At 70.8% G+C, this 15472-nt stretch carries 9 protein-coding genes, 1 pseudogene and 2 CRISPR repeat arrays (1 of these 12 only partly in view); of the genes and pseudogenes, 8 read left to right on the top strand and 2 right to left on the bottom strand.

Annotated features, from left to right (window positions below):
• Window positions 1–1097: direct repeats of the CRISPR family, unit length 29 nt; unit sequence CGGCACACCCCCGCTCGCGCGGGGAACAC; it reaches 1080 nt to the left of the window's first position.
• Between the two features lie 217 nt (window positions 1098–1314).
• From cas3 to cas2e, 8 genes are all read left to right on the top strand, one after another.
• On the top strand, window positions 1315–4143 hold the full coding sequence (gene cas3 / locus EMA09_RS01560) for a CRISPR-associated helicase Cas3' (protein ID WP_129838133.1): 2829 nt from the start codon (window positions 1315–1317) through the stop codon (window positions 4141–4143).
• Between the two features lie 183 nt (window positions 4144–4326).
• Window positions 4327–5223, top strand: a complete 897-nt coding sequence (casA, locus tag EMA09_RS29235) for a type I-E CRISPR-associated protein Cse1/CasA (protein ID WP_129838131.1) — start codon at window positions 4327–4329, stop codon at window positions 5221–5223.
• Complete coding sequence (gene casA, locus EMA09_RS29230; RefSeq protein WP_129838129.1) at window positions 5220–6554, top strand: type I-E CRISPR-associated protein Cse1/CasA; 1335 nt, start codon at window positions 5220–5222, stop codon at window positions 6552–6554. The genes casA (EMA09_RS29235) and casA (EMA09_RS29230) overlap by 4 nt, the downstream gene beginning before the upstream one ends.
• A 92-nt stretch (window positions 6555–6646) precedes the next feature.
• Complete coding sequence (gene cas7e / locus EMA09_RS01545; RefSeq protein WP_129838127.1) at window positions 6647–7822, top strand: type I-E CRISPR-associated protein Cas7/Cse4/CasC; 1176 nt, start codon at window positions 6647–6649, stop codon at window positions 7820–7822.
• Window positions 7819–8679 (top strand): type I-E CRISPR-associated protein Cas5/CasD, encoded by an 861-nt coding sequence (cas5e, locus tag EMA09_RS01540; RefSeq protein WP_129838125.1) that lies wholly within the window; start codon window positions 7819–7821, stop codon window positions 8677–8679. The genes cas7e and cas5e overlap by 4 nt, the downstream gene beginning before the upstream one ends.
• Complete coding sequence (cas6e, locus tag EMA09_RS01535) at window positions 8676–9326, top strand: type I-E CRISPR-associated protein Cas6/Cse3/CasE (protein ID WP_129838123.1); 651 nt, start codon at window positions 8676–8678, stop codon at window positions 9324–9326. Before cas5e ends, cas6e begins: the two co-directional genes overlap by 4 nt.
• A gap of 56 nt (window positions 9327–9382) precedes the next feature.
• Window positions 9383–10303, top strand: a complete 921-nt coding sequence (gene cas1e, locus EMA09_RS01530; protein WP_206306026.1) for a type I-E CRISPR-associated endonuclease Cas1e — start codon at window positions 9383–9385, stop codon at window positions 10301–10303.
• A 3-nt stretch (window positions 10304–10306) separates the two neighbouring features.
• Window positions 10307–10624 carry a type I-E CRISPR-associated endoribonuclease Cas2e gene (gene cas2e / locus EMA09_RS01525; RefSeq protein ID WP_129838119.1) on the top strand — a complete coding sequence of 106 codons (318 nt, stop codon included), beginning with the start codon at window positions 10307–10309 and terminating at the stop codon, window positions 10622–10624.
• 18 nt (window positions 10625–10642) lie between these two features.
• Window positions 10643–13785: direct repeats of the CRISPR family, unit length 29 nt; unit sequence GTGCTCCCCGCGCAGGCGGGGGTGGACCG.
• A gap of 314 nt (window positions 13786–14099) precedes the next feature.
• On the opposite strand, the pseudogene EMA09_RS29405 reads toward cas2e, so the two are convergent.
• Together EMA09_RS29405 and EMA09_RS01515 are read right to left on the bottom strand one after the other, a co-directional pair.
• Window positions 14100–14288: pseudogene (locus tag EMA09_RS29405) on the bottom strand (DnaB-like helicase N-terminal domain-containing protein); the annotation flags it as partial.
• Window positions 14288–15388 (bottom strand): DNA cytosine methyltransferase, encoded by a 1101-nt coding sequence (locus EMA09_RS01515; RefSeq protein WP_129838117.1) that lies wholly within the window; start codon window positions 15386–15388, stop codon window positions 14288–14290. The pseudogene EMA09_RS29405 and the gene EMA09_RS01515, both read right to left, overlap by 1 nt.
• Window positions 15389–15472: the final 84 nt, after the last annotated feature.

The following is a 15472-nucleotide window of genomic DNA, read 5'->3' as shown; positions in this document are numbered from 1 at the left end:
CGCGCTGGCTGAGGTCGCGGTCGCCGTCCGGCGGCACACCCCCGCTCGCGCGGGGAACACCGCCGCGCTGGCACCAACCCCGAAGCGCTCGCCGGCACACCCCCGCTCGCGCGGGGAACACACCTACCTCGGCGACCGCGCCCACGGCCCTCTCGGCACACCCCCGCTCGCGCGGGGAACACCCACCTACGTGGCCCGCATCGTCCACAAGATCCGGCACACCCCCGCTCGCGCGGGGAACACCATGGGGCTGCACCACTGCGGGCATCCGCTCGCGGCACACCCCCGCTCGCGCGGGGAACACTAGGCGTCCGGCGTCGCGGACGGAGACTCCAGCGGCACACCCCCGCTCGCGCGGGGAACACTAGGCCGCGACGAACGCGGTGATGGCGAGCTGCGGCACACCCCCGCTCGCGCGGGGAACACGCGCGGCGCGGCGCCCGCCGGGTCGCGGTCCGCGGCACACCCCCGCTCGCGCGGGGAACACAGTTCCCCTGGGTCAAGGTCGTTCGTAGGTACCGGCACACCCCCGCTCGCGCGGGGAACACTCGAACGGCGCCTCCGGGACTCCGGGGGCGCCGGGCACACCCCCGCTCGCGCGGGGAACACCGCCAGCGCGGCGGCGTGTTCTCCGCCAACAGCGGCACACCCCCGCTCGCGCGGGGAACACACCTGCGCCGACGGCGAGCAGGGCGCCCAGGTCGGCACACCCCCGCTCGCGCGGGGAACACCCGAACGGCGTGGCGCGGCGGGTGCGCAGCATCGGCACACCCCCGCTCGCGCGGGGAACACTTCGAAGAGGCCCTTGCCGACGCGCTGAACATCGGCACACCCCCGCTCGCGCGGGGAACACGCGGTGCCCGCGGAGCACCGGCCGCGTTTCCCCGGCACACCCCCGCTCGCGCGGGGAACACATCACTCCACACGACAGGTACCAATCAGGTACCGGCACACCCCCGCTCGCGCGGGGAACACGGGTTCACCGCCGGGGCGGACAAGTCGGGCGACGGCACACCCCCGCTCGCGCGGGGAACACAAGTGCCTGATCAGTCGCGAGGTCCTCTCCGGCGGCACACCCCCGCTCGCGCGGGGAACACCCTTCCTGAGCTGGGGTGTTAGTTGGGCTTTGCCAATTCGTTATTCACAGGATCGTGCTCTGTGTGCCGTGAGGGCCAGAGCGGGTGCCTGGGTGTCATGGTCGGCTCCTTCTGTTCTCTCCCTGGTCAGCGGGTTTTGTCAGTGGTGGCTGCTTGAGTGTCTTCGTAGTCGGATGTGGGAGCGAGACCAGTGGATGGTAGGGGCAAGGGCGTCTGAGTGTGTGAGATCGATTGTTGCTTGTGGGGCAAGGACAGCGGTCTGCCGGCTCCGTACTCGGTGGTGTGCCATCTGATCGACACGGCGGCCGTTGCTGGAGCCTTGTGGGATGTCTGGTTCGACGAGGCGGTCCGGGGGCGCCTTGCCGCTGAGATCAGACTTTCGGTGGCCGAGATGCGTGCGGCGGTCTGTTTCTGGGCCGGGCTGCACGATGTCGGGAAGATCAGCCCTTCCTTCCAGGTGAAGGTGAGGAGTCTGTTCGACCGGCTGCTGGCGTCGGGGCGCTACGGAGAGGCGGCCGCCGGTGAGAGTGGCATGCCGCTGCACCACAGTGAAGTGACTCACTGGGTGCTGGCCGAGTTGCTCGCGGACTTCGGTTATCCCCATTCCAACCGGGCACGGAAGAGCGTTGCTCATCAGATCGGGCAGCTCCTCGGCGGCCATCATGGTCGGTTCTGGGCGAAGTTGACAAACGAGGAACTCGTCGCACCGCGACTGCATCGGCTCGGGATGGGCAGCGGGGACGAGTGGAGGCAGCAGTGCCGAGCTCACGTCGAGGTCTTGCAGCGGCTGACTGGCGCCCGGTCTGCGCCTGAAGCACCAATCTCCTCCTCGGTGGCTGTGTTGTTGGCCGGGCTCGTGATCGTGGCCGATTGGCTGGCTAGTCAGGAGTCGTTCATCGTCCCGCGCATGCCGGCGCCAGGGCGGGCGGCGTCGTCGAAGGACCTTGAGGAGCATTGGTCCTCAGCGGTGCGTGAAGCTCCCGGGGTCGTGGAGCGGGCCGGGCTGGGACGTGCGCAATTCCAGGACATGCACTTCGGTGAAATGTTCGACTTCGCGCCCAACTCCTTGCAGAGCTCCCTGGTCGAGTATCTGCCCGGTCTGGTCGATGGCGCGGGCCTGCTGCTGGTGACCGCGCCTCCGGGGGACGGGAAGACGGAGGCCGCGTGGTGGTCGGCTTCGCTGATGGCTCGGCGCTGCGGGCTCGGCGGTGTGGGATTCGCGATGCCGACCATGGCAACTGTCGACGCGATGCACCGGCGAGTGGCCGGGTTCGCCGAACGCAGTCTTGCGGGGACGGCAGCTCTCACACGGGTGCACGGGATGTCCTGGCTCAGCTCCGACGCGGATGGCGAGGCGCCGATCGATGCGTCGCGCATTATCGCGACCGGTGAGGCTTCCCGATGGCTGCAGACCTCGCTCCGTGGGCTGCTCGCACCGCTGAGCGTGTTCACCATCGATCAAGCACTGACTGGCGTCCTCCCGGTCCGTTACAACGTCCTGCGGTTGCTCGGCCTGTCCGGAAAAGCCTTGGTCATTGATGAGGCGCATGCGTACGGCCCCTGGATGCACGAACTTCTGCTGGTCCTGCTGAAGTGGCTGGGCGCTCTGCGCGTGCCGGTCGTCGTGCTGTCGGCCACCCTCACCGGCGCCAGCGCGCGGTCGCTGGTCGATGCCTACCTCCAGGGAAGTTGTCCGAAGAAGGGCCGGGAGAGGGCGACGGCGCGGTGGGAGCCCTGCTATCCCGGCTGGGTTTACGCGGACGGGGCCAGCGGTGAGATCAGCGAACCGCGTGCCGTCGAGAGTGATCGCGCGAGGAGTCTGCGGCTGGTCCGGGAACCGGTGCGGACGGGTGTGCAGACGACGCACGCGGATCACCGCCTGGCGGTCATCAGGAAGCGACTGCGCGCGGTGGTCGACGGCGGCGGATGTGTGCTCGTCATCTGCACGACGGTTGCCGAGGCCCAGGAGACGTGGGAGTTCCTGGACACGTGGCTCGGCGAAGAACGGGAACGGGGAGCCGAGTCGTTGCCCGAGTTGCATCTGCTGCACGCGCGATTCCGAGCAGGCGACCGCGCGAAGAGAACAGCCGCGTGTGAGAGCGCCTTCGGCAAGGCCGGCCGGCGTCCGCGAAGCGCGATTCTGGTAGGGACACAGATTGTCGAACAGTCGTTCGATCTAGATTTCGATCTCATCATCACCGACTTGGCTCCTGTGGCGCTGTTGCTGCAGCGGTCCGGACGGTGCGTACGGCACCGTGACGACAGGGCAGGGGTTGATCCTCACGCTGACCGTCGGCCTCCGTGGATGCCGGCCGATCCCACGGTGGTGGTGTTGGACCCGGAGGATGCGAGCGGGAAGTGCGACCCCCCGGCAGCCTGGAGAGCCGTCTACCACGCTGATCTGCTGAACGCCACAAGCGCGCTGCTGCGCCAGTACGAGGGGCGGCCGGTCGCGGTGCCGGGAGATGTCCAGACCTTGGTGGACGCCGTCTACGACCACAGTTTCTCCGCGCTTCGTCTGTCCGCGGGGGCTGAGCAGGAGCGTCACGAGGCATGGCACGCGGAAAGGCTGGCTGAGGAGGCCGCCGACAAGCACCTCGCTGCCATGGTGCACATCAGACCTCCCTCCGACGTCGGAACTGACCTGCACCGTCTGAGTACGGCGTCGACCCCTGTCGGGCGGGAACTGGTGACGACTCGGCTGGGTGCCGATTCGGCCCGTGTGGTGTGCGTCTACGAGCAGGGGAGCGGCCACTGGACGCTCGACGAGGCCGGGAGCCTGGAGGTCCCCGGGTGGGGCGCGAAGAAGCGGCTGAACCGGGACATGGCGAAGCTTCTGGCGCGGTTCGTCATCCCTGTTCCGGGGCGCTGGGTCAGGGGCCGGCCGGAGCTGCACGACGCGGTTCCTGAGTCGTGGCGTGCAAACGCCAGCACGCGGGACTGGCTGCCGCTGGTCATGCGCCGTCAAGCGGACGAGTGGCTCGGGGAGCTGGCGCCCGGGCGCGTCCAGTATGGACCTAGTGGGCTTCGTGTCCTAAGCGGTTGATCCTTCCGGTATAGTGCGGATAGCTCGAACTCCCCCTGGGTCCGGGGGAGTTCGAGCCGCCCCGCTCGCGCGGGGATCTGCGGGCCGTGATCGAGCTGCTGAGCGGCTGATCGGGCTCACCCCCGCTGTCGCGGGGAGGTGTCCGCAGTTTAGTGAACTGGTCAAACGTCTCTGGAGGCAGTGTTGCCCTCGGCTGGATCGCCTGGTTTCGATCTCCTCGGGACCGGCTGGATCGATGTGGAGTGGGCCGATCCGGACCGGGAGCCATCTGCGGTCGGTATCCGGACCGCGCTTGTCCACGCCAACGAGATCGCGGGTCTGCGGATCGGACCGCCACCGGCGTTGTCCGCTCTCTACCGGGTGCTGTATGCGCTGACCGCCCGGGTCACGGGCTTGGACGATGCCCCGGAAGGCCCTGACGAGTGGTGCGACCGTCGGGAGGAGGTGCTGGAGAAGGGGATCGATCCCCGGAGTGTGGATGACTACTTCACGTCGGAAATCAGCGAACGTTTCGACCTTTTCGGCGAGTCGCCGTTCCTTCAGGATCCGCGGCTGCGTGAGGAGTGCCCCAAGACCGCTGGCGTGAACAAGCTGGTTCTCGGGCGTCCGGCGGGGAACAACCACGCCTGGTTCGGTCACCACCAGGACGCCAGTCCCCACCCTGTGCCCGCGGCCGAGGCCGCGCTTCACCTGCTGATCTGGCTCTACTACGGCCCCTCCGGAAGATGTTCCACACGCACGATCGGAAACACCACGAAGGCCGACGTCAGGGCCGGGCCGCTGCGTTCAACGCTCTCCTACCACCCCGAGGGTCCCACGCTGCTTCACACTCTGCTGGCCGGCCTCACCCCGCCCGGTGTCGAGGAGGACCCGCTTCATGACCTCTGCCCCTGGGAGAGGGAAACCGCGCCATCTGCGCTGGCAGAGCCGACCGCGTACAACGGGCCGTGTTCACGGCTGACCGGAGGCTGGCAGCACGCCCTGCTCCTGGTCCCGGACGCGACGGGACAGTACGTCACCGACGCCTACATCACCTGGGGACGCGCTATCCGGCGCCCGTCACCGATGACGCTTACGTGATCTGGCAGACGAGCCAGGCGGGGAACATCTACCCACGGTCGGCTGACTCCGGTCGCGCACTGTGGCGGGACCTCGATGCGTTGTTGCTGCCCAAGGCCAACGGTTCGGCCCAGCCGCGCCGTCCCCAGGTTCTCGGCGACGACATGCTGGAGTCGCCCGGTCTGACGCTGCGTGCTCTGGGATTCGAGCAGGACGGACAGACGCGTGACGTGCAGTACGTCTCTGCCAGTACCCCGTCGCTGCTGAGTCTCGTCGAAGCCAGGAAACTGGGCACGGCCCGCCGGATCGGTGACACGCGCGAGGCGGCCGAGCGCTATGGCCGCCGCGTGGAATACGCAGCCAAGCGTGCCTGGGCCGCGCTCACCGACGGCAAGGTCGAGGAATGCGTGTGGTCCAAGGACGCCGCAGCGCGTTACTGGCCGGCCGCCGGCACAGCGTTCTGGAACATCCTGAGCGAAGAGCGCTTCGACGAGGCACGGCAGACGTTCCTCCGGCTCGCCCACCAGGTGTTTGACAAGGTGACCGCCCGAGCACCCCTGACCTGCCGCGCCACGCAGGCCATCGAACAAGCCCGCCTCGAACTGTACGGAGGCGTGCGGGCCATTCCCCGGCGCACCGATTCCGGCCGGAACACGAACCAGGAGAGGCGCATGAACGCCCCAGCCGCTGACGCTGCGCAGGCCGAGACGGAGAACAAGCCCACCCTCCACGGGTTCGTCGCCCGGGTCCGCTGGTTGTGCAACAACGATCCGGGAGCACGGACGGCCCTGCGCAGCGGGCAGCGTCGTCCCGTCGACCAGTGCCCGCGCATGCACCGGTACATCGCCGACCTCATCCCGGAGGAGCACCGCGGTGGAGACGACTCGGAGCGGGCCTACTACGCCGTCGCCGCCATGATGGCCAGCCTGGACCCGGCGGCGCGCGAGGACGGACCGCCGCCGCCCCGCCCGGCAGCGGTGGAGCAGAACGAAACTTCCTCTCAGGCGAAGGACGGCGCCATGACCGCTGATCATTCCGGCGCCGGCGCGACGTTCCGGAACTTCGGCACGAACCTCGCTGAGGCAGTCGACCGTGATCCCCGGCGGGCACGCGGCATCGAGGACCGGCTGGACGCCCTGGCCAAGCAGAGCGTCGACGGTGTCCACCGGCACCTGCCCGCCCTCGTGGACCTGATCGCCGACCGGCCGCACGCCGTCGAGTGGCCCCAGCTCATCCGTGACCTGCGGGACTGGGGCAGCCGCCGCGACCGTGTCTGCCGCCGGTGGATGCAGTCCTATTACCGCGAACGGCAGCGGGCCGCCACCGAGGCGGCGGACCAGGCCGACACATAGCACGTACCGCGGGCCACCGGTGCTCGCAGGCAACACACGGACGACACGGCACGCGTCCGTCTCACCATTACCTTCGTCAAAGGAGACACCCCATGCGCATCCCTGGACGCTTCATCGAGGTCCATATCCTCCAGCCGGTGCCTTACGCCAACCTGAACCGCGACGACACCAACTCGGTGAAACTGGTCGACTTCGGTGGCGCGAGCAGGACACGTGTCAGCAGCCAGTCCTGGAAGCGGGCGGCCCGCCTCCGGCTCCAGGAGCGCATCGGGCAGCGTTCCCTGCGCACCCGCAGGCTCCCCGAGCTCATTCAGCGCCACCTGATCGAACACCGCTCCTGGCCTGCCGACTTGGCCACCCGGGCCGGCCGACACGTCATGGCGGGCAGCGGTGTGGGCGTGACCCCACCGAAGAAGGAGCCCGAGCGGAACCCCTGGACCTCGACCGCGATGGTCTATGTGCCGGACAGCGCCGTGGCTGAACTCGCCGACCTCGCCGAGGAGTACCGCGACGCGCTCCAGTCCGCGAAGGACACCAAGGAGATCAAGGCCAAGGACGCGATCATCCCCGGTGACCGGGTGAACGCCGTCCTGCGCTCCCGCAACGGCATCGTCAACCTCTTCGGCCGCATGCTCGCGCAGGTGGACGACGCCAAGGTCGACGGCGCGGTTCAGGTCGCCCACGCCTTCACCACGCACCGCACCGACGTGGAGATCGACTACTTCTCCGCCGTTGACGACGTCACCCACGGCTGGGAGGACACCACGGGCTCCGCGCACATGGGGCACGCCGAACACAGCGCCGGCACGTTCTACCGCTACGTCGTCCTGGACCTCGAAGACCTCCTGCACAACATCGGTGGCGACCTGGACAGCGCCGCCGAGCTGTCCCGCGAGTTCCTGGACGCCGCGTTGCTCTCCCTGCCCCAGGCAAAGAAGAACTCCACCGCTCCGCACACCGTCCCCGACTTCGCCCACGTCGTGGTCCGCCGTGACCGGCCGGTCTCCTACGCCAGCGCCTTCGAGCAGCCGGTCCGCGCCGACGCCCGACACGGTGGCCACATCGGCCCGTCCATCACCGGACTCGCCGAGTACGCCGCCGCCGTCGAGCGGCTCCTGGGCGCGGAAGACCGCGTCTTCCGGGCACACGCGGCCATCAACACCGTGGCATCGAAGGCACTGGGCGAGCAGGTCGACTCCTTCGGGCAACTCGTGAAGAAGGCCGTCGACCACGCCCTCGGAACCGATCCCGGGGAAACGGCGGCATGAGCACCTCCGACGAGAACGGGGTGCCGGGAATCCTCCTGCACCTGTCCGGACCACTCCAGTCCTGGGGCGAAATCTCGCGCTTCCCCGCCCAACGCGACACCGCCGCAGCACCCACCCGTTCCGGCCTCATCGGCCTGGTCGCCTCCGCCCTCGGCTACCGGCGTGACGACGCCCGCCTCGCGGAACTCAGCGCTCTGCGCTTCACCGTCCGAACCGACCGACCCGGCACGCTCCTGCGGGACCTGCACACGGTCGGCGGCGGCATGCCCCGCCACCTCACCGTGGCCACCGCCGAGGGAAAGCACCGCAGCGGAGACACCTCCACCCTGGTCTCCCACCGCTACTACCTCCAGGACGCCGCCTTCACCGCCGCCATCACCAGCGACAACACGGACCTGTTGCGACGCTGCGCCGCAGCTCTGCGTCGCCCCACCTGGCCGCCCTACCTGGGACGCCGCTCCTGCCCGCCGAGCGCACCCTTCTTCCTCGGCACCGCACGCGACAGCCTGCACCACCTGGTCAACCTGCCCCTGGCGCGCCGTCGTCAGGCCAAAGGCGCCGCGCGAACTGACACGGTGGCCGTCGACTACACAGCGGACGCCCCACTGGCCGCGCTTCTGCGCGCCGTCACCGAGGAAGCTCCCCAGCCGGACTGGCTCCCCGCGCCGCAGGACAGCGTCACCCAGGCTCACGACGACCCGCTGTCCTTCGCGTCCCTCGACCGCCGGTACCGAGCCAGACAGCGCCACCACACCACCGTTCACCTCCCCGCATCACGCTGCGCGGGACTCGGCACCGCATACCTCGAGCATCTGATCACCTACTTCGACTCCAACCCGCCTCAGGACCTCCCATGAGCACACCCTTGTGGATCACCCGGCTCGTGCCCGACGTGGACAACCCGGCCGCGCGTAAGGATCTCAGCAGCGCCGTGGCCCTCCACCACCGCGTGATGGCGCTCTTCCCCAAGGACCTCGGTGAACATCCGAGGCAACAGGCCCGGGTCCTGTTCCGTCTCGAAGAGATGTCCGGGCGAGAACCAACCGTCCTCATCCAAAGCGGACTCCCACCTTCCGCGGAGCGCCTCCCGCAGAACTACGGTGCCGCCCAGACGAAATCCCTCGTACCGCTCCTCGACGCGCTTCGCACCGGCGACCACATCCACTACCGGCTGATCGCCAACGCCACCCGAAAACTCGGCAAGAATACCCAGGACGGACGCCCGCTCCAGGTGAAGCCGCTCCACGGAGCCGAAGCCGACGCGTGGTGGGAACGTCAGGCCACCCGGGCCGGCCTCACCCTTCTCTCCGTCCGGAGCATGGCACTGGCCGACGCCGCCGGCACACGCGGTGGCGACAAGCACCGCATCACCCACGCCCGCACACGCTTCGACGGGATCGCCGCCGTCACCGACGCCGACGCACTCCGCACCGCCATCACCGACGGAATCGGCCGTGGCAAGTCCTACGGATGCGGGCTCCTGAGCGCCCTCCCGGCCCGGTGACTCCAGCACCCGGCAGCGGCCAGGCACGTCGCCGCCTGGCCAAACCGACAGCCGCCATGCTGCCCCGCGTCGGCGACAGCCTCTCGTTCCTCTACATCGACATCGCCCGCATCGTTCAGGACGACACGGGCGTCGATGCCGTCATCGACACCTCCGACGGCGAGCAACGCATCCCCTTGCCCACGGCAGCACTGAGCACCCTCCTGCTCGGTCCCGGCACATCCATCACGGCACGTGCCCTGACCACGCTCACGCGCCACCGCACCACCGTCATCTGCACCGGGGCAGGAGCGGTCCGCTGCTACAGCGCCACCGTGCCTGACGAACAACCCACCCGCTGGCTGGAGAGCCAGGCCCGAGCCTGGGGCGATCCCATCACCCGCGCGGAGGTCGCCCGCCGCATGTACCGGCGACGCTTCGGGGAAACCGCGCCTCCCGACGCGACCGTGGGCACACTTCGTGGCCTGGAAGGCACACGGATGAAAGCCCTGTACCGCACGCTCGCCAGACAACACGGTCTCAGCCCCTTCAAACGCTCCTACGACCCCGCGGACTGGGACAGCCAGGACCCGGTGAACAAGGCACTCTCGGCCGCGAACACCTGCCTCTACGGCATCGCGCATGCGGCCATCACCGCCATCGGGTGCACCCCGGGCCTCGGCTTCGTTCACACCGGGAAGTCCCACGCCTTCGTCTACGACATCGCCGACCTGTACAAAGCGAGACTCGCCCTTCCCTTGGCCTTCTCCCTTCATGCATCCACCGATCCAGAGGGCGACGCTCGCCGCTCCTTCCGTGAAGATCTCCGTCTTTTCCGGCTCCTGCCGCGCATCGTCGCCGACATCCAGAACCTTCTCGAGCCCGGAACAGGCCCCACAGACGACGACATCGAGGAAGCCACCGAAGAACTCACCCACCTATGGGACCCCGAACTCGGCAACATCCGCGGCGGGATCAACTACGGCGACAAGGACTGAACCATGGCCTCCATGACCGTCATCTCCACCACGGCCGTGCCCGACCATGTCAGGGGCGCACTGTCCCGCTGGATGCTGGAAACCATGCCCGGTCTCTACGTCGGGACCCTTTCCGCCAGGGTGCGCGACGAACTGTGGAAGGCCGTATCCGCCACTATCGCTGACGGCGCAGCGGTCCTGCTCCACCCCCAGGCGAACGAGCAGGGCTTCACCTTGGCCACCGCAGGCACCCGCCGCCGCACACCCATCGACTTCGATGGGCTGACTCTGGTCGCGATGAACCCCCGCGAATCACATAACGACATGGCAAAGCCCGCATGAAACCGCAGGTCAGTAAGTGTGCTCCCCGCGCAGGCGGGGGTGGACCGCCCATCAAGGTCTACCGCCTCGCCGAGGTGGCGTGCTCCCCGCGCAGGCGGGGGTGGACCGCCCACCCCAACACCCCTAGCCAGCCATCCGGTGTGCTCCCCGCGCAGGCGGGGGTGGACCGCGCCGAGGCCGAGGCCGGCCGGGGCGCCGCACGTGCTCCCCGCGCAGGCGGGGGTGGACCGCCACCCCGAGGGCTTGACCAGCCCCCGCGCGGGTGCTCCCCGCGCAGGCGGGGGTGGACCGCACTGAGCACTATTCGACTGGTGCAGACCTCGGTGCTCCCCGCGCAGGCGGGGGTGGACCGGTGCAGCAGCGGACGACGCTCGGTGCGGCGGCGTGCTCCCCGCGCAGGCGGGGGTGGACCGTGTCGGACGCCATGCAGCGGAACCACGCCCGCGGTGCTCCCCGCGCAGGCGGGGGTGGACCGTATGCGCGGATCAGGAAGAGCAACGGCAACGAGTGCTCCCCGCGCAGGCGGGGGTGGACCGCCGCCGTCCCCGATGGAAACCGTCAATGACATGTGCTCCCCGCGCAGGCGGGGGTGGACCGCGACGCGCGTACCAGAGGCATAGCCCGGTTCCGTGCTCCCCGCGCAGGCGGGGGTGGACCGGCTCGCGCGGGCCGGACGGACGGACGGACGGGGTGCTCCCCGCGCAGGCGGGGGTGGACCGCTGTACGGTAGCCGTGCAGGTTGAGGGAGAGGGTGCTCCCCGCGCAGGCGGGGGTGGACCGCCGCTCTCCCTGATGCGGGAACTGGTACGCATGTGCTCCCCGCGCAGGCGGGGGTGGACCGTTGACGCCCTCGGCGTAGCGGCCGTGCGCGGCGTGCTCCCCGCGCAGGCGGGGGTGGACCAGAGGACTTCCTTGGCCGCGTCGCGGTCGGTCATGTGCTCCCCGCGCAGGCGGGGGTGGACCGAGGCGGCCGATGGCCTGCCAGGTGGTGCCCTCGTGCTCCCCGCGCAGGCGGGGGTGGACCGCCCCGGGCCGTCCGCCCCGAGATCGGTCTACTGTGCTCCCCGCGCAGGCGGGGGTGGACCGCCGCCGCCGAGCGCCGGGCCGCCGAAGCCGCGGTGCTCCCCGCGCAGGCGGGGGTGGACCAGACGCGGCGATCGTCCAGATCCGCCCGACCGTGTGCTCCCCGCGCAGGCGGGGGTGGACCGGGCGAGCGGGCGGCGACGTCGGTGGGTCGGTGGTGCTCCCCGCGCAGGCGGGGGTGGACCGACGACCACGACCACGGCGTCGGTCACCGAGTCGTGCTCCCCGCGCAGGCGGGGGTGGACCGCTCGACGCGCAGCTCGCGGTCCTCCTGGCGACGTGCTCCCCGCGCAGGCGGGGGTGGACCGAGGCTCTTGCCGCCCGCTGTGGCGGCGCCCACGTGCTCCCCGCGCAGGCGGGGGTGGACCAACTGCTGGACCGCCCTCTACCCCGACGGCCACGTGCTCCCCGCGCAGGCGGGGGTGGACCGTCCCCCGTGATGAGATGCCACGGAGGACACTGGTGCTCCCCGCGCAGGCGGGGGTGGACCGCCGTCGCAGTCCCCGCAGGACCCGGCGGCGGTGTGCTCCCCGCGCAGGCGGGGGTGGACCGGAGCTGTTCCGCGCGGCCAAGCAATGGTCGCCGTGCTCCCCGCGCAGGCGGGGGTGGACCGACGTTTCTCCCGGCACACCGTCGGCGTCCGCGGTGCTCCCCGCGCAGGCGGGGGTGGACCGAACGCGAGCATGGGACGGCTCGGTCTCAGCGGGTGCTCCCCGCGCAGGCGGGGGTGGACCGCGATGCCGCGCCTCGGCATACAGCACGCCCGGGTGCTCCCCGCGCAGGCGGGGGTGGACCGATGGCGTCCAGGTCGTCGGCCGCTGACGCGCTGTGCTCCCCGCGCAGGCGGGGGTGGACCGGCGACGGGCTTGTCGTCGGTGTCGGGTGGCCCGTGCTCCCCGCGCAGGCGGGGGTGGACCGCAGCGCGCGATTAACGTCAACATCACCAAGAAGTGCTCCCCGCGCAGGCGGGGGTGGACCGCCGGGCGAGCTCGACGAGATCGAGCTCTTCTAGTGCTCCCCGCGCAGGCGGGGGTGGACCGTGAGGTCTCCAATGGACTGGGAACCTGCGGCGGTGCTCCCCGCGCAGGCGGGGGTGGACCGGACGGCGACCGCATTCCGTCTGTCCGCCAGATGTGCTCCCCGCGCAGGCGGGGGTGGACCGGGCGTGCTCCTGGTCCCCGTCGCCCTGGTCCTGTGCTCCCCGCGCAGGCGGGGGTGGACCGCGCCGGACGGACCGGGTTTCGTCATGACGAAAGTGCTCCCCGCGCAGGCGGGGGTGGACCGTGCCGGGTGAGCGGCTGGCGGTGCGGTGCGGGGTGCTCCCCGCGCAGGCGGGGGTGGACCTACTGCTCGCCCAGCGCCCCGCCGAGGAGCGCCGTGCTCCCCGCGCAGGCGGGGGTGGACCGCCGGAGCAGATGGCCGACGGGGTGGGATCGATGTGCTTCCCGCGCAGGCGGGGGTGGACCGCCGGTGGTGACGGTCATGACGGTGTCCTTCCGGTGCTCCCCGCGCAGGCGGGGGTGGACCGCGCTCCTGGATCTGCTCGTGGCCGTTCTCGGCGTGCTCCCCGCGCAGGCGGGGGTGGACCGGCGGCCACGTTCGTGTCGAGCGGGTTGCTCGTGTGCTCCCCGCGCAGGCGGGGGTGGACCGTTCCTGCACGCCCGGGGCGGGACCGCGACGACGTGCTCCCCGCGCAGGCGGGGGTGGACCGGCGCGGTGGGGCGTGCGACGCGTCGCACTGGTGTGCTCCCCGCGCAGGCGGGGGTGGACCGTCGATGAGCCTCCAGTGCTACGACTTCGCGAAGTGCTCCCCGCGCAGGCGGGGGTGGACCGGTACGCGGATATGACGCGGACTACTCGGGCCAGTGCTCCCCGCGCAGGCGGGGGTGGACCGGTACGCGCCGGCACCTACCAGGACCCCAAGCGGTGCTCCCCGCGCAGGCGGGGGTGGACCGAGGCGGCACGCCCAGCTCATGAGCGTTGCCAAGTGCTCCCCGCGCGGGCGGGGGTGGACCGTGGAACGGGATGATCGACTGGTTCAAGGGCCTGCGCTTCCCCGCGCGGGCGCCCGTAGTGGGTGTTGAGGACGTGGTTGAGGAGTGCCTCGTGGGCGCTGGGCAGGGGGCGGACGAGTGTGTGTATGTGAGGATTTTGTCGGTGGCGCTGGTTGCGTCATATGCGTTGAGGCGCGGTTGCTGCGGGTGACGATGCGCGTGGTGGTGCACTGAGGCATGCGGCGAACGGGCCGGGGGCAGGTGAGGACGAGGGTGTGCAGCAGGGCGGCGGTCAGTCCGCGTGCGGATGTGCCGGCGGTGGCGAGGACGGTGTCGAGCCAGGCGGGGTCGGCCTGGTGGAGTGCGGGGTCGGGGAGGGGGAGGGGGAGGGTGCGGATGGCGTGGAAGAGCGCGCGGTGGCCGGCGTTACCGAAGTGCTCCGGCCGCAGGTCGCGGATGTCGGCGCGCCGGTGCGGTTGGAGGAGGAGCGCGCCGAGGAGGGCTTGTTCGGCGTAGTGCGCGGGCCGGGTCGGGGGCAGGTCGGCGAGGCCGGTGTCGGGACCGGGCGGGGGTGTGGGGTGGGGCATCAGGCTGCGAGGGAGAAGTCGCCGGGCGTCACGGTCGTGTTGAGGTGTGGGGCCAGCAGGTGGGCGGCGAGCAGGGGTGGGACGGCGTTGCCGATCTGGGTGAAGCGCTGGCTCTGATTTCCCTGCCAGGGGTAGTCGGCGGGGAAGGTCTGCAGGACGCCGGCTTCGGCGGACGTGATGCGGATCGCCCCGCGGCCGGTCGGGTCGCTGGTGTGTTCGGGGATCCAGACGCATGCGTTCGAGCGGTGTCCGAAGAACAGGGTTCCGGCTGGTTCGTCGGCGCGCCGGGTGGTGGCGTGGGGTGGGTTGGTCCAGTGGCCGTGGTCGCGGGCGTCGGCGAGGGCTTTGCGGGAGCCGGAGGGGAAGGGTTCGGGGCCTCCGCCGGGTCCGCCGCCGGCGCAGAGTGTCGGCACGGGGCGCTGGGTTGCGCCCCATCCCAGGGCTTCGGCCATGGACACCCATCGGCGGCGGCCTGGGCCGAACAGGGACTCGGGTTCGGCGTCGCGGGCGTGAGTGGGCGGCGGCGGGGTCGCGGTGCGGGTGCGGGAGGCGAGGAGGATCGCGCGGCGCCGGGTCTGGGGCGCCCCGAAGTCCGCTGCGTTGAGGATGCCGGCCCAGACGGAGAAGCCCCAGGTCCGCAGGGTGGCCGCGTACTGCCGCCACAGGGCGAGGACGGCGGGGACTTCTTCCATGACGGCCCATTCCGGCTCGCCGACCGTGTTGAGGGCGTGCAGGTAGCGCATGGGTTCGGCGGCCAGCAGCGATCGCTGGTCGCGGCAGGCCGTCAGGAGCCGGGCGCGGGTGTCGCGGCCGGCGGCGAGGTCGGCGATCGCTTGGTGGACGAGCGGCTGGTCGACCAGGCCCAGGCGCCTTCCGGCCGTGGACCACGCCTGACAGGGCGGGCTGGCGATCAGCCCGCGGGTGCGGCCGAGGAAGGGCCGCACCGGGTAGACGGCCGCGTCCGTACGGACGGTCAGGTGGCCGGCGGCGGCGCGGGTCCGGCACGCCCACCGGTCCCACTCGATACCGATGTCCCGCCTGCCCAGGACCCGCAGGGCGTGCGACCAGCCGCCCGGCCCCGCGAACAGGTCCAGGATCAAAAAGCCAGTCCGAAGTCGTCCTGCTCCGCTGCCGCGCCACGGCAGGCCCACGGGGAGCAGCCGTCGGCCGAGAAGGCGAGCATG

Source organism: Streptomyces sp. RFCAC02 (assembly GCF_004193175.1).
In the GTDB taxonomy this organism is placed as follows: Bacteria; Actinomycetota; Actinomycetes; order Streptomycetales; family Streptomycetaceae; genus Streptomyces.
The sequence above is the reverse complement of the archived record's forward strand: the minus strand, read 5'-3'. Positions and strand labels throughout refer to the sequence as shown.